General features: G+C 43.7%; 23 protein-coding genes and 1 pseudogene. 5 read left to right on the top strand and 19 right to left on the bottom strand.

Features of this window, described 5'->3' with window-relative positions; all coding sequences use genetic code 11:
• Positions 1–43: 43 nt before the first annotated feature.
• From DESPODRAFT_RS22015 to DESPODRAFT_RS18260, 12 genes are all read right to left on the bottom strand, one after another.
• Positions 44–1786 carry a recombinase family protein gene (locus DESPODRAFT_RS22015; RefSeq protein ID WP_004075714.1) on the bottom strand — a complete coding sequence of 581 codons (1743 nt, stop codon included), beginning with the start codon at positions 1784–1786 and terminating at the stop codon, positions 44–46.
• 204 nt (positions 1787–1990) lie between these two features.
• Positions 1991–2320, bottom strand: coding sequence for a hypothetical protein (locus DESPODRAFT_RS18315; RefSeq protein WP_004075713.1), 330 nt, complete (start codon positions 2318–2320; stop codon positions 1991–1993).
• Positions 2320–2718 (bottom strand): hypothetical protein, encoded by a 399-nt coding sequence (locus tag DESPODRAFT_RS18310; protein WP_004075712.1) that lies wholly within the window; start codon positions 2716–2718, stop codon positions 2320–2322. The genes DESPODRAFT_RS18315 and DESPODRAFT_RS18310 overlap by 1 nt, the downstream gene beginning before the upstream one ends.
• Positions 2715–2918 (bottom strand): hypothetical protein, encoded by a 204-nt coding sequence (locus DESPODRAFT_RS18305; protein WP_004075711.1) that lies wholly within the window; start codon positions 2916–2918, stop codon positions 2715–2717. The genes DESPODRAFT_RS18310 and DESPODRAFT_RS18305 overlap by 4 nt, the downstream gene beginning before the upstream one ends.
• A gap of 135 nt (positions 2919–3053) precedes the next feature.
• Positions 3054–3629, bottom strand: a complete 576-nt coding sequence (locus DESPODRAFT_RS18300) for a recombinase family protein (protein WP_004075710.1) — start codon at positions 3627–3629, stop codon at positions 3054–3056.
• A 419-nt stretch (positions 3630–4048) separates the two neighbouring features.
• A complete protein-coding gene (locus DESPODRAFT_RS20210) occupies positions 4049–4210 on the bottom strand; it encodes a hypothetical protein (RefSeq protein ID WP_004075709.1) in 162 nt (53 codons plus the stop codon).
• The gene (locus tag DESPODRAFT_RS18295; RefSeq protein ID WP_004075708.1) at positions 4191–4526 is read right to left on the bottom strand and encodes a hypothetical protein; all 336 of its coding nucleotides are present in this window, start codon (positions 4524–4526) and stop codon (positions 4191–4193) included. The genes DESPODRAFT_RS20210 and DESPODRAFT_RS18295 overlap by 20 nt, the downstream gene beginning before the upstream one ends.
• Positions 4523–5425: a hypothetical protein gene (locus DESPODRAFT_RS18290; protein WP_004075707.1), complete on the bottom strand. Its 903-nt coding sequence runs from the start codon at positions 5423–5425 to the stop codon at positions 4523–4525. The genes DESPODRAFT_RS18295 and DESPODRAFT_RS18290 overlap by 4 nt, the downstream gene beginning before the upstream one ends.
• Before the next feature lie 1062 nt (positions 5426–6487).
• Complete coding sequence (locus DESPODRAFT_RS18275) at positions 6488–7444, bottom strand: helix-turn-helix domain-containing protein (protein ID WP_004075703.1); 957 nt, start codon at positions 7442–7444, stop codon at positions 6488–6490.
• A gap of 400 nt (positions 7445–7844) precedes the next feature.
• Positions 7845–8132, bottom strand: coding sequence for a hypothetical protein (locus tag DESPODRAFT_RS18270; RefSeq protein WP_004072292.1), 288 nt, complete (start codon positions 8130–8132; stop codon positions 7845–7847).
• Between the two features lie 16 nt (positions 8133–8148).
• Positions 8149–8697 carry a hypothetical protein gene (locus DESPODRAFT_RS18265; protein WP_004075702.1) on the bottom strand — a complete coding sequence of 183 codons (549 nt, stop codon included), beginning with the start codon at positions 8695–8697 and terminating at the stop codon, positions 8149–8151.
• A 180-nt stretch (positions 8698–8877) separates the two neighbouring features.
• Positions 8878–9075, bottom strand: coding sequence for a helix-turn-helix transcriptional regulator (locus tag DESPODRAFT_RS18260; protein ID WP_004075701.1), 198 nt, complete (start codon positions 9073–9075; stop codon positions 8878–8880).
• 206 nt (positions 9076–9281) lie between these two features.
• Here DESPODRAFT_RS18260 and DESPODRAFT_RS18255 point away from each other — a divergent pair, with 206 nt between their 5' ends.
• A complete protein-coding gene (locus tag DESPODRAFT_RS18255) occupies positions 9282–9659 on the top strand; it encodes a GNAT family protein (RefSeq protein WP_245531967.1) in 378 nt (125 codons plus the stop codon).
• A gap of 179 nt (positions 9660–9838) precedes the next feature.
• Here DESPODRAFT_RS18255 and DESPODRAFT_RS18250 read toward each other — a convergent pair whose 3' ends face one another.
• Together DESPODRAFT_RS18250 and DESPODRAFT_RS18245 are read right to left on the bottom strand one after the other, a co-directional pair.
• Positions 9839–10507: a hypothetical protein gene (locus DESPODRAFT_RS18250; protein ID WP_004075699.1), complete on the bottom strand. Its 669-nt coding sequence runs from the start codon at positions 10505–10507 to the stop codon at positions 9839–9841.
• 57 nt (positions 10508–10564) lie between these two features.
• A complete protein-coding gene (locus tag DESPODRAFT_RS18245) occupies positions 10565–11356 on the bottom strand; it encodes a VRR-NUC domain-containing protein (RefSeq protein ID WP_004075698.1) in 792 nt (263 codons plus the stop codon).
• A gap of 355 nt (positions 11357–11711) precedes the next feature.
• On the opposite strand from DESPODRAFT_RS18245, the gene DESPODRAFT_RS18240 reads away from it, so the two are divergent.
• The gene (locus DESPODRAFT_RS18240; RefSeq protein WP_004075697.1) at positions 11712–12308 is read left to right on the top strand and encodes a hypothetical protein; all 597 of its coding nucleotides are present in this window, start codon (positions 11712–11714) and stop codon (positions 12306–12308) included.
• Positions 12309–12457: 149 nt separating this feature from the next.
• Here DESPODRAFT_RS18240 and DESPODRAFT_RS19765 read toward each other — a convergent pair.
• Positions 12458–13240 (bottom strand): annotated as a pseudogene (locus DESPODRAFT_RS19765) (integron integrase); the annotation flags it as partial.
• Positions 13241–13255: 15 nt separating this feature from the next.
• Complete coding sequence (locus DESPODRAFT_RS20725; RefSeq protein ID WP_216594028.1) at positions 13256–13558, bottom strand: hypothetical protein; 303 nt, start codon at positions 13556–13558, stop codon at positions 13256–13258.
• Positions 13559–13701: 143 nt separating this feature from the next.
• Here DESPODRAFT_RS20725 and DESPODRAFT_RS18230 point away from each other — a divergent pair, with 143 nt between their 5' ends.
• The 3 genes from DESPODRAFT_RS18230 (at position 13702) to DESPODRAFT_RS18215 (ending at position 16190) form a co-directional block, all read left to right on the top strand.
• Positions 13702–13953, top strand: coding sequence for a type II toxin-antitoxin system Phd/YefM family antitoxin (locus DESPODRAFT_RS18230; RefSeq protein ID WP_004075696.1), 252 nt, complete (start codon positions 13702–13704; stop codon positions 13951–13953).
• Positions 13954–14152: 199 nt separating this feature from the next.
• The gene (locus DESPODRAFT_RS18225) at positions 14153–14860 is read left to right on the top strand and encodes a transposase (protein WP_004075695.1); all 708 of its coding nucleotides are present in this window, start codon (positions 14153–14155) and stop codon (positions 14858–14860) included.
• Between the two features lie 301 nt (positions 14861–15161).
• On the top strand, positions 15162–16190 hold the full coding sequence (locus DESPODRAFT_RS18215; RefSeq protein WP_004075694.1) for an IS110 family RNA-guided transposase: 1029 nt from the start codon (positions 15162–15164) through the stop codon (positions 16188–16190).
• 440 nt (positions 16191–16630) lie between these two features.
• Here DESPODRAFT_RS18215 and DESPODRAFT_RS18210 read toward each other — a convergent pair whose 3' ends face one another.
• From DESPODRAFT_RS18210 to DESPODRAFT_RS18200, 3 genes are read right to left on the bottom strand one after another with little or no spacing between them, the layout of a single operon-like run.
• The gene (locus tag DESPODRAFT_RS18210; protein ID WP_004075692.1) at positions 16631–16936 is read right to left on the bottom strand and encodes a BrnA antitoxin family protein; all 306 of its coding nucleotides are present in this window, start codon (positions 16934–16936) and stop codon (positions 16631–16633) included.
• Entirely contained in the window at positions 16899–17171 is a 273-nt protein-coding gene (locus tag DESPODRAFT_RS18205) for a BrnT family toxin (protein ID WP_004075691.1), read from the bottom strand. Before DESPODRAFT_RS18205 ends, DESPODRAFT_RS18210 begins: the two co-directional genes overlap by 38 nt.
• Positions 17168–17587 carry a transposase gene (locus DESPODRAFT_RS18200; protein WP_245531966.1) on the bottom strand — a complete coding sequence of 140 codons (420 nt, stop codon included), beginning with the start codon at positions 17585–17587 and terminating at the stop codon, positions 17168–17170. The genes DESPODRAFT_RS18205 and DESPODRAFT_RS18200 overlap by 4 nt, the downstream gene beginning before the upstream one ends.
• Positions 17588–17829: the final 242 nt, after the last annotated feature.

Genomic DNA, 17829 nt, shown 5'->3' with positions numbered 1-17829 from the left:
GTGTTGATTTTATCGTGGTTTAATCTTGCCCGGTCATTGCTTTTTAGCTTATAACCCGTCCAGAGGGCTTTTCACGCCTTTTCCCCCGCGATTGAGAACATGAGTGTAAATCATGGTTGTGGAGACAAGCTTGACAATTGGTGTTATATACCCTCTTGCCGTTGTAACTACACTTCGTTTTAGGTGCTGATTGCGTTCCTGGGCCACTCCCTGTATTCCCGGAATTGTCGTTGCCGTCCTCATCCCATCCCTGGTAATTGATATCATCGCCTTTCAAGGTCCGCAGCCCTGTCAAAAGTCTGCCGTAAATAAAGTAATCAATTTTTGCCCCTGGTCCTTTGTCCTTCTTGGCTACATAGATTCCATAAGGGGTTCCATGCTGGTCCTTTCCATCAAACAAAAAGTGGAGTAAGTTTTTTTTATCATCAAAGGACATATCACGCAAACGCCCTGATCCGCTGTATTCTTCCAATAGTTTTCTGCGAATTATTTGCGAATCCAACTTGATTTTATCCAAATCCGGCATGGAATTTAGCTGATCCCGTTTCTGCTCCAGATCCTCAGTTATCCTTTTTCTGGTCTGTAAAAGTGATTGTTCTTTGCTCTTAATCGTATCTTTTTCAAGTACGCCGGACAATACCGCATCAACTAACCTGTCCAACTCTTTATTGATGCGTTTTAATCCTTTTTCACCATCCTTGATTTCAGATTTGAGGGATTCAATCATTTGCTCGTCTGGAAGACTCTCTTGGATCGCCTTTTCAAAGGCCGGGGCATCCATTATATTTTCAAAAATAGTCTCAAAGACCGCCGTTTCAATCGGCTTCAATGGGACAGAGTTAAATGCCTTACATTTTTCGTGCTTTCCGCCGGGGTGGTTATAATACTTAAATTGTGTTCCATATTTGTTGATTTGCGTTTGACCGGATAAGGATTTGCCGCAAGCCTCGCACCGGATAAAGCCAGTTAACACATACTTTCGCACATCTTTACGGCATTCAATTCTATTATGTTCCAACCTTTCCCGAACTCTCTGGATAGTATGATCATCAAGAATACGCGGTATCTGATAAACAATTGGTGCCTGATCCTGGAAAGTGACAGTCCATGTATCGCCACAGCGCTGGCTTAAAACCGTTATCAAATAATGGTAACCCAGTGGTAACTTATGCCCGTTACGCAATGTTTCTGATATGTCGCGTAATGAACCCCCTTTAAGGTACTCATCAGCCGCCCATTGGAGAAGCCGGGCTTTTTCCGTATCAAGTTCCCATTCATTTGTTTTACGATTGAATGTCCGGCCAAAAGGCAGTTGACCCGCTGTTGGGATTCCTTTCTGCCCTCTTGCAATCCGGTTTTCCAACATCTGCTCCCGGATGATATCACGCTCCAGCTCTGCCATAACGGCGAACATCCCCAGCATGGCCTTTCCATACTTGTTCCCGAAGTCTATTCCCTCAGATATGGAACGTAATGAAATCCCGCCCGTTTGAAGCTCATTATGGTTGTTTAGTAATTCCCGTGCATTTCTCCCAAATCGGGACAGACGGTGGATTACCAAGGTGTCGAACTTCCCATCCTGGCCATCGTAAAGGCATTGTAGGAGTGAATGACGTTCTTTGACGGTTCCTCCAGAAATCCCTTCATCCGCATAGATTTTAACCAACTTGTAACCGTTGGCCTTGCAGTAGTTCTTAATGGACTGTCTCTGCGTGGATAAAGATTCTCCATCGACCTGCTCTTTGCTGGAAACCCTGATATATCCGGCTGCTTTGGGTTCTGTCATTTTTGGTTGCCCTCCCTGCTTCTCTGATGCCGACAACCGTTCAGGCTGTCCAGGTTCATGGTTGACATGGTAGGTTCCTTTCTGTTTATGGGTTTCTTGGGATAAAACCGGGCGTCCTGCCGGGTTTCTGCTTGATATAGGGGTTGCCCTATACTATGGCATAGGTCCGGGGTCATCGCTTTTAAAACTGGCGTTCTCATTGGGTCAATCCACTATCGGTGATTTGCTGGGATCAATCCCCAATTCATCATTGATCTGGTCCGTGCTATCCCCAAAGGCCATACGCTGCCGGTAGTATCTCATCAAACCAACCATTTTGTATTCAGGATGCTGTAGACCTTCGCCATCCCATTCATAAACAAAGCTACCTTTCTGACCAGGCAATACCTTATCATGGATAAGCCTCCCGAACGTGATATCTTTTGGAATCCGATCAAAGGCTTTGCACGCTCCGGTGCCATCATACAGGTAATGTTTACAACTATTACAAGGGACTATTTGCAAAGACTCATTTCTCCCGACAATGTCGCTCATTATTCTATCTCCTTTCCTTGTTCCAGCTTCTCCCAGTGTCGGTGATCATGGTCATCAAGACCGTCCCGACCCTCAAAATCGGTCATGGATTCCAGTTCCTTCCTGTACTGGTCGGCTGTTTCGCAGATAACAAGGGTGATATCGCCCTCGACATAGGACAGGATCTGCCGGGTAACTGGATTGACCCATTGACCGAAGTACCAGGCATCCTGTCTGCTGTCGAATTGATACCAATCTGACCGGTTGCCGCAGTGGGAAAAGTCCATGCTGTAGCGTTCCCCATCGGTGGTGAACCAGGTATGGGCCAACCTGCCTTGTGTGAAAATGGATTCGTCATGCAAAGCCAGGGGCCAAAGGCTGTTTATGAATTCCTGGATTGCCGGGGATGGTGGTATCATGGCTGGGCCTCCTTGTTAATGTGGTCCAGATACAGCAGGATTGCCCTGTCAATCAGTTCCCCGGTGGTGATCCCCTCAGTCATGGCCTGGATCTTGGCTTTCTGGTATATCTTGGCATCCAGGAACGTGCCGGGCTGCACCCGGTCCTTGGGCTTGGTGGGGTTGTCCGGGGTCGGGGTGGTCTGTTTGGTGCGTTTCATTGGTATGATCTCCTGTTATGGTTGTTTGAGCTATAATTTAATAGCTCACGATTTATGATAGGGGTTGATTAATTCCACATCCCTTTGCCTGTTCAGGGGTGCTGAACCTGATATAGCTGTATGCTTTGGGTTCTGTCATGATGCTGCCCTTCCTTTTGTCGGTGCCGTGACATTGTAGATGGTGGCCCGGCTGACTTTGAATTGTTCAGCCAGAACCTTTGGGGTGGTCCCTTTGGTGTAAAGCTGCCGGATCTCCGCCTTTTGTTTATCGGTCAGTAATTTAGGGCGGCCCATGTGGATGCCCTTTGCTTTGGCCTGTTTGATCCCGGCAAGCTGGCGTTCCTTTCGCAGGTTGGTTTCAAATTCTGCAAAGACACCCAACATCTGAAGGAATGCCCGGCCGGTGGCGGTGCTGGTATCAATCCGCTGATCCAGGATCTCAAGGGCGGCTCCCTTTTCCGTCAGGCGTTCCACAATCCGGCAAAGATCCCCGACATTACGGGCCAGGCGGTCCAGCTTCCAGACAACCAGCTTATCATCCTTGCCCATCATATCCAGCAGCAGTTCCAGGATATCCCGACCCTTGGTGCTGGTCCCTGACTTCTTTTCCTGCCGGTGGACTGCATCAGGGTAGGCGGCTTTCAGGGCTTCTTCCTGATAACCGGTATCCTGATCCAGGGTGCTGACCCTTGCATAAGTGAAAATTGTCATTGGTGTGGCCTCCTCAATTAAGGTTATTTCAAATCATCAACTCATTAAAAAGATTATAGACCTTTTTAGAATAGAAGTCAATAACTATTTTTAGGACCTTTTTAAGACGGTTTTCAGGGTATTGAAAAAGGTATACCTTTTTAAACAGCAGGGTTTGTAAATGCTGTGTTGCAGAACAGCCGGGGTTTTCTGTTATCAAGGAATAGCTGTTGTGTGTAATAAATTACTTGGATATCTTGACATTTATTGCAATACGGATATGGCACGATTATTGAAAGGGAAGGATTTGCAAGGGGATTCTACCAGGATTTAAAAGGGGGGATGCCTTGGGGTAGGTTAGGATATATCCCAAGGCATGAACAGGCTTAAAACAGGCGGTTTTGCTGGAGGAATAGCAGGTTATTGGGTAGCCTTTGATTTTAAGGGCCGGCCGCGTTTAGACCGGCGGTGGTCTGTTTTCTTGTTTCGGCCGCCGGCTGGTGCAGGGGTTCGAACTCGTATCGTACAGGTACGGGTACAAACGTGGTGAAAAAACATTTTATGGGTGTTATCGTTTTGAACTCACATTTTATGGGTTTCATGTCGGGTCTCCTTGTCGCTGGTGTGATTAAAAAAAGCCCTCCGCCTTGCAGCCATCTGGATTGATTCCGGGTCCAGATCCGCCATGAAACAAACATATTGGAACCAGTTCCCGCCCTGGGTGATCCAGTGGAAGGCTCCCCGGCAAGCCGTTGCTTTGTATGGGTCAGCTTTGTATCTGCCAGCCTGGATATCAAGATGGGTCTGGTAATCATCAATGGCTTGATTGATAACAGCCAGCCAAAGTACCCGGTTGGGATCTGATTGTTCGTAATCGGTCTGGACCTGCTCCGGTTCCATGGCCTGGGAGGACATCATGTAGTTGACTTCGCCTTTAGTGGACGTCCACGCTTGGACCTTCGGTGGTCCGTTTTCTTGTTCCGGCTGCCCGGTGGACGGCCTGGACCACGTTTCTTGGTTCGCTGCATCGGTTTGTCTGCTGGTTCCGGGTCCGGGTCTGCTGGATCATCAACCAAAGGCATTGAAGGTCCCCGGCGTTTCCTGGGATCTATCTTTTGTGGGTCATCCAGTCCAGACCAGTAAGGCCGGTCAACCCCGGGTTTCTGTTCACAAGGAATGAATTTGCTGGCAATTTCCGTTGCTTCTGCGTGTTGTTCCGGGGTTTCAGCCTGGACATAAGCCCTTTCAATCTCCAGCATGGCAATGGTAAGCGGATCTGGAAGGTATTCCCGGACAACATCAATCGAAGTATCCCCGGTTTGGGCCTTTTCAAGTAGTTTGTTCAGCAACATAAGCTCATAGTCTGTCAGGATCTCGGCAATCTGTTCGTAGAACCTTTCAGATTCCTGGCCCTCATGGGTCCCATCCTCACGCTGGGCAATCTCAAGCTCTGCAAGCCGGGCCTGGTGCAGCTGGAATGATATGTTTGATAACAACTGGAACACCTGCCTTTGCTCTGACAGGGCCTTCAGGGCCATCCCATCTTTCCCAGCTGAATAGTTCCGCTTGAAGATCCTCTCGGCCCTTTTCAGTACCAGGTCAATCCGGTTCAGCAGGTCCATGGATTCATCCAGATCCTTTTGATGCCAGGCTGTAACCAGCTGTTTGCTCAGATGGCTCTTGGCATGCCGTCCCACCAGATCCGGGTTCGCAAGCCCATATTTCTTGGCAATAACTGAATTTGACACCCCCTGGATAATATCGCGGTCGATTTGGAGTCGCTTGGGATGATTACAACATACACATATATTAGCCATTTCTGTACCTCGCTTTCTGCCCTCTATGATTTATACTGTTTTTACCCATTATTTTAGGTTTTCCTTAATTTTAATGCCTTTTTTTGGTGTATTCATAAAAATTACTGGTTTAACCATTTGTTCTGTTTATTGATTGATATTAATATATTCCCCGGTTATCCCTGATTATTCCCTGTTACAGCCGGTTATACTGGAATATACTCTTATTTGCTCCGATTTACTCCGTTTACTGGCTTTTTACGGTACAATCTCCTGTTTGCTTGTCTTTCCATGGCTTCTATCTGGATTCCTCTTACAAGGCCGTATTGGGATAATCCGCTGTTATCCTGGGAAAGGGTATCCCTGACCGGGTTGCTCTTTGTTTTACAGGGTTTCTTTGCCATTATCTGCTATTTCCTGGTGAATCCTTCTGTTTGCTTGTTACCCCTACCTGACGTTCCGTTACAACCTCATCCGGACAACCGTGGATTTCCCTTGTGCCACAGATCCAACCTGGATTGACTGACCGGCTCCGGTATCCCTGTCCTGGGGTAAATATTCCCGGATCAGGTCTGGGCCAGTAACAGGGTTTTGATATACAATCCGGTCCAGATACATCTACAAGCCTTTTCAAATCCTTATCTCTAATTTTCATAATTGCAGTCCTTGTATTTTGTGGGCGGCACTCCCCTGGGCCTGACTGCTGAAAGCAGAAACGCCATCTGGGATAGGCCGCCTGGATACATATTCTATTCCTGGAAAGAGCATCATATTCATGTTTGTGGGTGAGCATTCCATTTCTATTATTTGGATGAACCTCTACTTTGTATTTATTTGGAAAGATTCTTCTCTTTCTATTCCTGGATCAATCATTTCATTTAATTTGGAAAGAATGAAACATACTTGATGTTCGAAGAACATAAATGTTTTTGAAAAAAACATATTTTTAGTGTGCTTAATCTTACTTAATTTTAACTTAACAATAGACTTATAATACCCATATTTAATCCGTACCCAGATAAAAAAAACCTGATCCAATTTAAAAAAACCTGATGTCATAATAAAAAAACCTGTTACCAATTATTAAAAAACCTGATGTTTGTTTGTCGTATTTTTATCTGGATTTGGCATCAACCAGACCTTCCACCATCTGTCAATTTTCTCCACTAAGCCGGTTTCTTCCAGATCATCCACAATCTTTCTGATATCAGATCCATCAATATTGACCATCCGGCATAACCGAGTGGTTGGAGTGTTACAAACTTCCCATTTACGGGCCTTGTATTCTTCCAGATCAAACTCTATCTGGTCCAACTGATCGAAAGGGACATCATTTTCAATTCCTGCATACAACTTTTCATCAAATCTGGAACAGGACCGCAATGCAATGTAAAGGGCTTTTGCCCTGGGTTTCAGTTTTGCCCATAATCCGGTGTCGATGATCCATGTAGGGAATTTGAAATATCTGGCCTCATCATCAGTTTTCCATCTTTTTATCATGTCGCCACGGATGAAACCGGCCCGGTATTCCCATACCCGCTTTTCTCCTTTTGGTACCTTCTCATGTACTTTTTTTCGTTCAATCAAAGGATACCGCTGTTCTATTTCACCTTCAATTGATTCAGTCATTCCATAACCGGCTTCAATTAGATGCTTGATAGCGTTGGAAGTGGTACTTACAGATTTATGCCCGGCTTTCTTTGCAATTTCTTCCATTGAAATTTTCATCCATCGTTCATGATTCCTGAAGTCAACCCGGGAACAAATAACCGGGTAAACTGCAAAGGCGGCCAATGGTGCCGCTCCAAACGACCAATCTTCATAATCTTCCCCGAGCTTTGGAAAGTAGAAATGCTTTGTCATGCTGACTTCTTCCATCGTTTTAAAGGAAAATTCCATATTCCTGCCAGTATAAAGGCTGTTGAAAAATGCAGCTTGCCTTTGTTTATCCTCTATTGTTTTCTGCTTCTTTTTCTTTTCCCGCTTTTCTTCCGGGATCTGCCGTTTTGCATCTGTTCTTACCTTGAGTGCTAAATTCATTTGTCACATCTCCCTATTCCCATCTTTTATTCAAAAAGGGTTTGCCGGGACCAGGGAGGGAGATGGGGAACCCAGCAACCGGCTCATGACTTCCGATTGGGTCCCGGCAAAACTGGTTATGCTATTTCTTATTCTTCATGATTTTATCCAGCGTAATCGCCTGTTTTAAGGCTGTTTAGGGGTCCGGGGTATATCCTATTATGGGTTTTGGCCTATCCCTTTTATTTCCCGGTAAAAACGCTTTGTATTTGGGAAGTGATCCCGGCGGCGGTTTTACCATCGGCATACATGTCAATTTGTATAGTTTGATTTAAAAAACGTCCGCCCGCCGCCGGGAAACTGTAAAATCTGTGTTATTCTATTATACTGATTAGGCATAAGGTTTATGAGGTTTTCCTTTTCATTGTGTCTGGATTCCGTGAGCCATTCGGCGTAGATGAATAGATTTGTAAACGTCCCCGGCTTTCAGGGCTTCGTTGGCCTGTGCAAGTAAATCATTGGTCTGGTTTACATGATCGTCATTCCTGAGCTGGTCAGCTTCCTTGACTTTGCCAACTTTCACACCCTTCAACGTTGAGAAATTCAACATGGTTTGTTCCGGGTCGCCATCGACATAAACCAACGTTGCTTCTGCTTCTGTCAAGCCGTTCTTTTCTGCAAATTCCTGAATTTTCTGTTCTTTTTCCATTGGTTCACCTCATAAATTATTGTTTGTTTCTGCCGTTTTTGTATGTTGTTTTGACAAGGTTCTCATCAATAGCAACATCTTTGAATTTGTCAGCGTTCAGGCCCACATGGACGGATTGTCCGGGAATGTAGCGGCTGGCCTCAGAAGCATAGAAACTGTATCGCTCAGCAACCTTGTGAATCTCTCCCAGAATGGAAAGCTCCCGCAGGTAATCATTTTTGATTTTTTCAACCTTGCTTGCTTGGGAAAGATAGTTGTTCCTCATCCCTGCCAAGGTATGGGCGCAGTCATCGTGAACAGCCTTTGCCAGTTCTTGAACTTTGCTGGAAGTTTTGGTCCGGCTTTCCAGAATGCGGATGTGGTCGCTGAAATCATCAATCTTGGATTCCAAATCAACCATGGCTTGCTTGGCTTCGGTCTCCCCTTCACCGTTGAAAACAGCATCTTCCCATGTCCCTCTCAGCTTCTCACGCTGTCCAATCAAGGCGTTCTTCTGATCATTGAGATCCATCTTGCGTTGCTGGACATCTTGGAGAAACGCTTGTAGTTCGTTGAAACTTTGCATCTTGTTTTCCTCACTCTTGTGTTTCAAAAATAAAAAAGCCGGGTCAGATAAAGGGTTTCCCCAATTTCTGCCCGGCTTGATTTCTGTCTAACCGTTTGTGCCTGCCTCCGGTCCCTGGTTAGAATTCCATCATTCCAAGATCCGATTGCTCAGCGGCTTTTTTATGTGTTTTTGGCTACTTCATTGGATGGCCCCTTCTTCCTCAGCAGCAAATTCAAGGATCTGTCCAAACAAACGTTCCAGCCGTCTTGCCGTTGCTGGCTGGGGCCGGTGTCTGCCTCTTTCCAGGTTGGAGATGGTCATCGCTGAAACACCGGCGGCCTGTGCTACCTGCTGTTGACTCAGCCTTGCTTGTTGTCTCGCCTGTTTCAAATTCATTATTTTGTTCTCCCATTACTTTTACCATTTTTTTCTATTTTATAATAAAAATAAAGAAAAATAAAGGGTTTTTTTATTTTTAACTTGAAATATCAGCATGTTGTGTACTTTTTGGTTGTTTTATCTTACCTGATTAATTTGATTGATAATGGTCAAAGCCTTTGATAGTGTGGCTGAAACTGATGGAGGATTCATTTATGGCACTCATGGAAAGATTGATAAAAGCCCGGGATAACGGGGAACTGATTTTGATTGACGGCGGTATGTGTGTGTTTCATCTCCGCAGGGACCGCCAACTTACCATTACTGAAATCGTCTCTACCCGAAAAGGCGCTGGTTCTGAAATGCTGGACAAGCTCAAGAAGGTCGAAGGCGCTCACAGCATCTTTGCCAAATGTCCTGCCGGTTGGAAAAGTAACAAGTTTTATGAAAAACAGGGCTTCGAACTTGAAAAGACTGAGGAACAACCTGCAAAGAAAAATCAAAATCAAGGATTCTTCTCCCAAGAAGAGGTTGGCAAGAAAATCAACTGCTGGCGGTTGACATTGGTTAAAAAGAAAAGAGCGTCTTTGGGGTTGATTTAACCCCGGCCCAGGGTCCTAATATCCCAGAATGGAAGAACCTTAAAATTATCCGGCATTTTGCTTGATGATATGGCAGGAATGCGGGGTTGTGGGGGAGGTGGCGGGATGGATTAGATCAGGCGGTGAGGTATTTTTTATACTCCGATAAAATTGTGGTTTGTTTTATTCTACCTTTTTCGTTAAGGCCATATTTTGGTAACAATTTCTAGAAATTTGTCCCAGCCAATCACTATTGTTAATATTGCAGAGACAAAACCCACAAGAGCAAAGATCCCAGATATAGCAGAGAACAGAAGACTTGATACAATCCTTTTTACAGTTAAATCACTTATAACTCCTAACCAACCCAATAGATATGCAGGAAGCGCCACAATATCACGCACGCCATGTCTGAACCATTTTATTGGATTTTTTAATTCCTTTTTTAAATCAGTTTCCATATCTTCAATGCTACCAATATACCTTACCAAAGACTCTTGGAGCGCATTAAAATACTGGGATGCCAAGGGATTAGTCCTTAGAAGGTCATTTTCCAAACACTTTCTCAATTCAGGTATCATATTCAAAATTATTTCGTAACGTTTAATGATGAAGTTTTGATATGGAGGCTTGTATCCGTGAGTAACCCCATGCCCCCCCATTTCACCCTGCATCTTATTGGATCGATGAATGAGCCAGCTATATGTATCCCAATCTTTCCCGCTGCTTTCCCAATATTTTTGCAGGTTGTTTAGGAATTCGATGCCAAATTCATATTTAAATCTATAGTGGCGCCGCTTAATTAATAACATGATTAATCCATAAACGCCGATTCCGGTTATGACGGCAAAAACTATAGCGTTACTCATAGGTATACCACTTGTTCACTTTATTAATCAGCCACGCAGCTTTTTCCTGGCCAAACTTTAAGCCTTTAACACTTCAAGAATCACCCCTGATAAACCTAAAGGAAAAAGAACTTGTATGAAAGCGTTAATCTGAAAAGGAGAAACCTTGTCGCTCGGAGATTTTACTTCAAAAAACTTTATTCCTTGATTACCTATCAAGGTTAGATCAGGGAAACTAAATCGGTCAGGTTTCGCAGCCTTCCACTTATGTATCTCTTTCAAATCCCTACTGGTCCCCATGCAATGTTTATGTTCCAATGCAGTCTTAGGCATCTTTTTTTGTAAGCAAACTAATTTTGCAATTTCATATAGTCGCTTTATGCCAACATGGTTGAACATTTCCATAAGGAATTTTTCACTGCTGGGATGAAGAAATTGAGAGAATGGCATCGTATTAATAGGACGACCCGATTGGAATACTTGTAGAAATTTAATGTTTTTCAAAATTTGTTTGTTTGTTGCGTTTGTAATATTCTCAAGTAACTGCATTCCTGTGAATTCATGCAAAGGTAGTGTAGGATGTTCGGAATTATAATAAAAATTTGCACCTGCATTAGGGTAATGGTTTTTTATGTTCATTTTTGCGATATCAGGCAAAGCTGCGCATTTGATCAGTATTCGCAGTGCACCACCTTCATCATGAAACCCGTTCCATCCTTTGTCACGCATAGCCTCAATACAAGCATCTTCAATATTGCATAATTTACCTTTTTCACCATATTTCCATTGCAACTTTTCCCGCTTAACGGCAATAAGTTTTAGTTGCTCAATAGGAATGCCAGCATCGATAACCGCTTTTTTATTTCTCATGCTAAATCCGTTTTCCGTAACGCCTTTTGTTGTCTTTCACAAAAAAAAATTGACCCAAAGCCAGTCAGACTTCAAATAGCACTGATCCACCACAGGGGCAATCATAATTTCATATCATTGACATAAGCCAAGGGGTGCAAATCTAAATTATCCGGCATTCTTCTTGATGATCTGGTGTGAATCGGAGTTGTGGGAAGGGTAAATCTGTTAAATCGAAGCTTGAAAAAAGATACTGCTGGCTTTTAGCATTTGACAATCCTAACTGTGCAAAGTAATAAAGGGTATCGGTGAATCATATAATTCCGACAACTTAGTTATGAACGAATTAAACAAACCCATAATTGGAGTTAGTGAGATGGCAATTATAATATCTCTAATATCGCTTGGTATTGCTGCATTATCTCTCATTATTACCGTTACAAAAAATATAAGGGATAAACAGTTTTCTGATGACAAAGAACTTTTTGAGCAACTAAAGCAATCTCTGAAGCTCGCATACGATTCTTTGGTTATGGAAAATGGACGACCCATCAACAACAAACACAAATGGCTAAAAGCTGCTCGACATATAGCACGTTACAGAAAGCTCCGGGATGAATTACATACCAAGGTTTTTAAGATTATTTGTGAAGAACAGGAAGAATATTGGAGAGATAAATTTTATTCCCTGTTGGGTAAAATAGAAAATCATGATTTCTATAAAAGCATAGACACAGGCCGAAAGATAAAAGAAGAAAAAATAGAACCAAGATCTGCTGCTATTGTCCATTCCTTCGCTGTATGGAAAAAAGATAGACCAGACCCGATAGATGATATGAGTTTTGAAGAAATAGTTTCAAATTACAACCTTTTTTCACCGTTGCATCGCCCGTTTAGAGAATACATTAAATCAGAATATCCTGGGATGGATAAAAAAACCAAAGAATTCATGACAGACTGCTCGACCGAATAGTAATAGAACTCAACGGAATTGACGGAGTTTCATATAAAACACCTATCGTATCAGATCAAATCAAGTCAAAAACAAAACCCCCAGGCCATGAGGCCCAGGGGCGGTGTTGGTGGGGTTAGATTAAACCGCTGATTTGACTTGCCAATTGACTATATAAGACGAATTGGTTTTCTTACGTCTGCATGGCCGAGCAACTCCTGAACCGTACGGATATCATAACCGCTTTCCAGAAGATGGGTGGCAAAACTGTGGCGCAGGGCGTGGCAATTTACCCTTTTGGTAATATTTGCCTGCTGGGCGGCATTTTTGATGGCTTTTTGAAGACCGTTTTCGTGGATATGGTGGCGGCGTGTCTTACCGCTCCTTGGATCAACGGAAAGCCGGCCGCTGGGAAACACATACTGCCATCCCCACTCTTTGGCGCCATCGGGATATTTTTGTTCAAGGGCATTGGGAAGAGATGTCTCACCAAGTCCTTTCTCCAGATCTGTTTCGTGAATCTCATGCACCGCTTCAAGGTGGGTCTTAAGCTGGTTTACAAGCCGTTCGGGCAAGGGCAGCATACGATCCTTTTTCCCTTTTCCGTCCCGGATCACGATCTGCTGGTACCCGAAATCAATGTCCTGGACCCTGAGCCTGACACAATCCATCAACCGCATACCCGTACCATAAAGCAGGGAAGCCATCAGCTTTTGCGTGCCGGCCATCTGCCCAAGAATTTTGGCAACCTCGCTCCGGGTTAACACCACGGGCAGACGCCTGAGGCGTTTAGCGCGTACAAAATTACCAATATCACCCAGGGGCTGTTTCAGTACCTTGTCATAAAAGAAGACCAAGGCATTCAACGCCTGATTCTGGGTGCTTTCCGCAACATTTCGCTGAACGGCCAGATGCTGCAGGAAAGTGACAACCTCACCGCTGCCAAGCTTTTCCGGCTCCCGGTTGCCTCAAAAGGAGATAAAACGCGTTACCCATGATTCATAAGACTGTTCGGTTCTTATGGAATAATTCCTTGTCCGCAGCGCCACCAGCAGCTGCGTCAGAATCTCTGTATGACGTTTTCGGACGTCGGCAAGTTTTGAATGCTTTATATTTGACAGGTGATCAATGTTTTTTCTGGCCGAAATCCCGGCAGCAACCGTGGGATGGCATTCTGTGAGGGAATCGGCTGAATCCATCCAGAATTTCCAGTCCACCTCCGGCAACCAGGTTACGCCAAGCATAGCAAACAGATTCTGTATAGCATCCACAATCTGCCTGAACTGCCAGTCCTGAATGCCATCTGTTATCCTCCTAAAAAAATGTCCGGCAATAACCAAAGAAAAGAATTGACTTAGTATTACAAATGGACTAGACTGACTATTTTCAAAAAAAACAATCAACAGGAGGTTTCATGAATACATCATGGAAATTACAAGATGCTAAAGCAAAATTCAGTCAGGTTGTTGAAAATGCTTTGAAAATGGGGCCACAGTATGTAACGCGTAGGGGCAAGGACGCTGTAGTTATCTTATCGGTTAAAGAATATCAAAAAATAACTACCCAAAAACCGACCTTGAAAGACTTTCTTTTAAATTGCCCCAAAATGGATGATGGCTTTGAATTTGAAAGACAAAAAGATTATCCGAGGGATGTTGAATTTTGAATTATTTATTAGATACTTGTGTGATATCAGAATTAGTCAAGGCAACTCCAAACGGAAAGGTCATAAATTGGATAAATAACACTCCTGATGAGATGCTTTTTTTATCTGTCATAACCATCGGGGAAATACGAAAAGGTCTTACCAAACTTCCTGACTCAAATTTGTTGACAAAAATTAGAATGTTTGTTTAAATCCCTTCATGGCACGAATGGCAAGGGCAGTGGCGCCGGGTTTTCCCCATCACATTACACAAAGGGGGAATAGAAGGCAGCAAACATTTTTCAGCGATCAGGACTTTAAAGCCTATCTGGCTTTGATGGCGGAATGGTGTTTGAACTATAAGGTCGAAATATGGGCCTATTGCCTGATGCCCAATCATATTCACCTGATTGCAGTTCCTGAAACCAAGGATGGATTAAATCTGGCCGTCGGGGAAGCACACCGGCGATATACGAGAATGATCAATTTCAGGGAAGGTTGGCGCGGTCATTTATGGCAGGGGCGGTTTGCATCATTTATCATGGAAGAAAGTTACTTGCTGGCATGCACGCGGTATATCGAGTATAACCCGGTCCGTGCCGGTCTTGTAAAACGTCCTGAGGATTGGAAATGGAGTAGCGCCGGCGCGCATATGAATGAAAAGGATGACGTTCTTGTCAAAACAAGACCCTTGCTTGAGATTGTCAAGACATCATGGGGTGATTTTTTATCTTCGGATATTAAGGAATCTGAAATCGAATTGTTCAGAAAGCATGAACGTAATGGCCGACCGTTGGGAAAAACGGCTTTTGTAAAGCAATTGGAGACTATTTTAGAGAGACGACTCAGGCCAAAGAAGCCAGGTCGAAGAAAAATATGTAAGATGTTTGAATGCATAAGTTACGCAAGGAATAATACCCGATTTTAATTTGGGGGCCAGCCCCAACCCCCCGGGATTTAACGCATTATGGACAGAAACATGGGAGAGGGGCAATACGCAATTGACTGTATATCACCCCCATGTCTCCGTCACCAGCTACGGCGCTCAGGTTGCTTCCCAGCATTGCCCTATCCTCCGAGCTGGTAATGAATGGTATCTTACCATAGTGAAAATGAATTTTAAATCGGCAGATTCTCTTTACAAAAAGACCTCCAAGCGGCATGATGGCTTTAGAAAGCGGCTGGAATAACCTGAGTCATCCAGAATCAATTACCACAAGGAGGTCATAATGAGTATGCATTACATTGGTTTAGATATCCACAAAAAAATTATCGCTTATTGTATTAAAGCAGGCGATGGAACACTTCTTGGGAATGGAGTGATATCTGCAACCAGGCCGGCATTGGAAGAATGGATGGAGCAACTTCCCCGCCCTTGGACGGTTGCAATGGAAGCAACAATGTTTACCGGCTGGATTTATGACTTCATAAAACCTTATGCCGATGATATCAAGGTCGCTCATCCTGAAATGCTCAAAGCGATTACAGCAGCTAAAAAGAAAAACGATCTATCTGATGCCCAGAAAATATGTGACCTTCTCAGAGTTGATCTGTTACCGGAATGTTATATGGCTCCGAGCGAGTTGCGAGAATTAAGAAGAATTTTAAGATACAGAAACCACATAGTCAGAACAGCAACCCAAACTAAAAATAAAATCTCTGGACTTTTAATGGAGGTCGGTGCTGAATACAACAAAAAAAAGCTACATGGCAAACGCTATTTCTGGGAATTAATGGACACCATTGAGCATGTCCCATCATCCGTCTCAGAAATGTTAAAACTTAGCAGGTCAAATCTGGAGATTTTTACTAATATTCAAAAAAAGCTCGTACGGGTGCTAAAAGAAAACCCGCTGATCCGAGAACGGGTAACCCGGCTGCAAACAATTGGTGGGGTTGGAGAGGTGACGGCTTTAACCTGGGTGTTGGAAGTAGGTGAGGTAGAGCGATTTGGAGCAGTACGTCAGGCAGTTAGTTATTGTGGCCTTTGCGCGGCTCAAAAAGAATCTGGCGGCAAAGAAAGTCGTGGTCCGATATCCAAAAAACGAAATAAACATTTGCAAACTGTTCTGGTTGAGGCGGCAAAACTTGCACCACATTGGAATCCTCAATTGGCTGAAATTCATGAAAGGGAATTGAGAAAGGGAAACAAGAATAGAGCGACCCTGGCCGTAGCAAGAAAGCTTGTAGCCTATATGCTGGCTGTTGAAAAATCCAAAAAGGATTTTGAGGTGACAGCTCCATATCAGGCTGCCTGATACGGTCGCATTGATAAATTAATAGCATTGCATTTACAATAGATCTTCCCGCTGGTCCTTGCTTTCTGGGGACTATGTGATCGGCAACCGCCGTGATACATCATTTATAGTGTTTCAAGGTCAGCGGGTTTACCCAAACTTAATCTTCTGTGATGGTTCCTTTACAAAAGGACCTGATACAGCAAATAGATGTCTGGTCAAAAGATCTTTATCTTTTTGGCACTTAAATGAAATAGATTAAAAAGATCAGGAGTTAATGCAATGGGCCATTTAACGCTTTTGGAGAATGTCTTTAAAAAGTGAAGGGAAATCTACATTTTCCCCTTGACAAAACTTATCATAGATGTCCCCAGATTTCTCTTTCTGTAAAGCCAAGTATGGATCAATTGAAATGGTCGACAATATCTGAGATGAGGGGCCATATTCCCAATAATAAATAATCATGCAGACGCTTTCTCTAATTCTTCCCGGATAACTTTTCTTAACATATTTTCAAGGTTCGGCTGGTCCGTTTGGTCTTCTGCTATAATCTTTTTTAAACTTTCATTGATAAGGGTCTGGTATCCTTTTTTTCCTGCTTTTGATTTGAAATAACTAATAACCCCGGCATCCAGCATGATGGTAATCCGCTGTTTTTTTTCTACTGGTTTTAATCCCTGACGAAGAACAGCCCTGTCAAAATCAGCCTGGGTTACTTCCGGGTATTCATCATCCATAGAGGTTTTTGAAATAGAGTCTTTGTTCATTTTTGGTCGCCTTTCTCATGGATATTATTCTGATTTCATCGGTACTTTCTGTATGGACGATAACCACAACACCATCCAATAATCCAATGGTTACAAACCGCTGTTCACCATAATCCATTCGGGTGTCTTCAAAGGTGAACGTGGACCCGGCAAAAACCATGTGGGCTTGGGCGAAGTCAAGCCCATGCCTGACTATATTGCTTTGCCGTTTGCTTTCATCCCATATGATTTTCATAATTCAATTATATACATATAACAATGCATATACAAGGTCTTCTTTTGCTTTCTTTCTGTCAGTTGCAAATTGATCATGCATGCCAGCAAGTAACTTTCTTCCATGATAAATGATGCAAACCGCCCCTGCCATAAATGACCGCGCCAACCCTCCCTGAAATTGATCATGCTCGTATATCGCCGGTGTGCTTCCCCAACGGCCAGATTTAATCCATCCTTGGTTTCAGGAACTGCAATCAGGTGAATGTGATTGGGCATCAGGCAATAGGCCCATATATCAACCTTATAGTTCAAACACCATTCCGCCATCAAAGCCAGATAGGCTTTAAAGTCCTGATCGCTGAAAAATGTCTGCTGCCTTCTATTCCCCCTTTGTGTAATGTGATGGGGAAAACCCGGCGCCACTGCCCTTGCCATTCGTGCCATGAAGGGATTTAAACAAACATTCTAATTCCTGTCAACAAATAAGTAAGGTGTCCGTATGCCGTAACAACTGTAGTTCTAACAGGTTAAAGTCCTGAAGGAGGAATTGTCCGTACGCCTTCTTAGCACCGGGAAGCAGCGTCTGGGGTAACCAGGGGTTGTAAGTTTCTTATGGGCAAAGATGCAGGCCGTAACGAAAGTGAACCTATATGTAGCCTCGTCAACTAATTGAAGAT

It is taken from the genome of Desulfobacter postgatei 2ac9 (assembly GCF_000233695.2).
Taxonomy (GTDB): Bacteria; Desulfobacterota; Desulfobacteria; order Desulfobacterales; family Desulfobacteraceae; genus Desulfobacter; species Desulfobacter postgatei.
Note: the sequence above shows the minus strand (reverse complement) of the source record. Positions and strands in the feature narration are given on the sequence as shown.

Coding starts and splice junctions, on each gene's coding strand:
- DESPODRAFT_RS18250 (WP_004075699.1), bottom strand. CDS start 10,507: ATGAGTAACGCTATAGTTTTTGCCGTCATAACCGGAATCGGCGTTTAT.
- DESPODRAFT_RS18265 (WP_004075702.1), bottom strand. CDS start 8,697: ATGCAAAGTTTCAACGAACTACAAGCGTTTCTCCAAGATGTCCAGCAA.
- DESPODRAFT_RS18230 (WP_004075696.1), top strand. CDS start 13,702: ATGAATACATCATGGAAATTACAAGATGCTAAAGCAAAATTCAGTCAG.
- DESPODRAFT_RS18205 (WP_004075691.1), bottom strand. CDS start 17,171: ATGAAAATCATATGGGATGAAAGCAAACGGCAAAGCAATATAGTCAGG.
- DESPODRAFT_RS18200 (WP_245531966.1), bottom strand. CDS start 17,587: ATGGCAAGGGCAGTGGCGCCGGGTTTTCCCCATCACATTACACAAAGG.
- DESPODRAFT_RS18300 (WP_004075710.1), bottom strand. CDS start 3,629: ATGACAATTTTCACTTATGCAAGGGTCAGCACCCTGGATCAGGATACC.
- DESPODRAFT_RS22015 (WP_004075714.1), bottom strand. CDS start 1,786: ATGACAGAACCCAAAGCAGCCGGATATATCAGGGTTTCCAGCAAAGAG.
- DESPODRAFT_RS18215 (WP_004075694.1), top strand. CDS start 15,162: ATGAGTATGCATTACATTGGTTTAGATATCCACAAAAAAATTATCGCT.
- DESPODRAFT_RS18240 (WP_004075697.1), top strand. CDS start 11,712: ATGGCAATTATAATATCTCTAATATCGCTTGGTATTGCTGCATTATCT.
- DESPODRAFT_RS18315 (WP_004075713.1), bottom strand. CDS start 2,320: ATGAGCGACATTGTCGGGAGAAATGAGTCTTTGCAAATAGTCCCTTGT.
- DESPODRAFT_RS18290 (WP_004075707.1), bottom strand. CDS start 5,425: ATGGCTAATATATGTGTATGTTGTAATCATCCCAAGCGACTCCAAATC.
- DESPODRAFT_RS18245 (WP_004075698.1), bottom strand. CDS start 11,356: ATGAGAAATAAAAAAGCGGTTATCGATGCTGGCATTCCTATTGAGCAA.
- DESPODRAFT_RS18305 (WP_004075711.1), bottom strand. CDS start 2,918: ATGAAACGCACCAAACAGACCACCCCGACCCCGGACAACCCCACCAAG.
- DESPODRAFT_RS18225 (WP_004075695.1), top strand. CDS start 14,153: ATGGCACGAATGGCAAGGGCAGTGGCGCCGGGTTTTCCCCATCACATT.
- DESPODRAFT_RS18210 (WP_004075692.1), bottom strand. CDS start 16,936: ATGAACAAAGACTCTATTTCAAAAACCTCTATGGATGATGAATACCCG.
- DESPODRAFT_RS18295 (WP_004075708.1), bottom strand. CDS start 4,526: ATGATGTCCTCCCAGGCCATGGAACCGGAGCAGGTCCAGACCGATTAC.
- DESPODRAFT_RS18275 (WP_004075703.1), bottom strand. CDS start 7,444: ATGAATTTAGCACTCAAGGTAAGAACAGATGCAAAACGGCAGATCCCG.
- DESPODRAFT_RS18255 (WP_245531967.1), top strand. CDS start 9,282: ATGGAAAGATTGATAAAAGCCCGGGATAACGGGGAACTGATTTTGATT.
- DESPODRAFT_RS18310 (WP_004075712.1), bottom strand. CDS start 2,718: ATGATACCACCATCCCCGGCAATCCAGGAATTCATAAACAGCCTTTGG.
- DESPODRAFT_RS18260 (WP_004075701.1), bottom strand. CDS start 9,075: ATGAATTTGAAACAGGCGAGACAACAAGCAAGGCTGAGTCAACAGCAG.
- DESPODRAFT_RS18270 (WP_004072292.1), bottom strand. CDS start 8,132: ATGGAAAAAGAACAGAAAATTCAGGAATTTGCAGAAAAGAACGGCTTG.
- DESPODRAFT_RS20210 (WP_004075709.1), bottom strand. CDS start 4,210: ATGAAACCCATAAAATGTGAGTTCAAAACGATAACACCCATAAAATGT.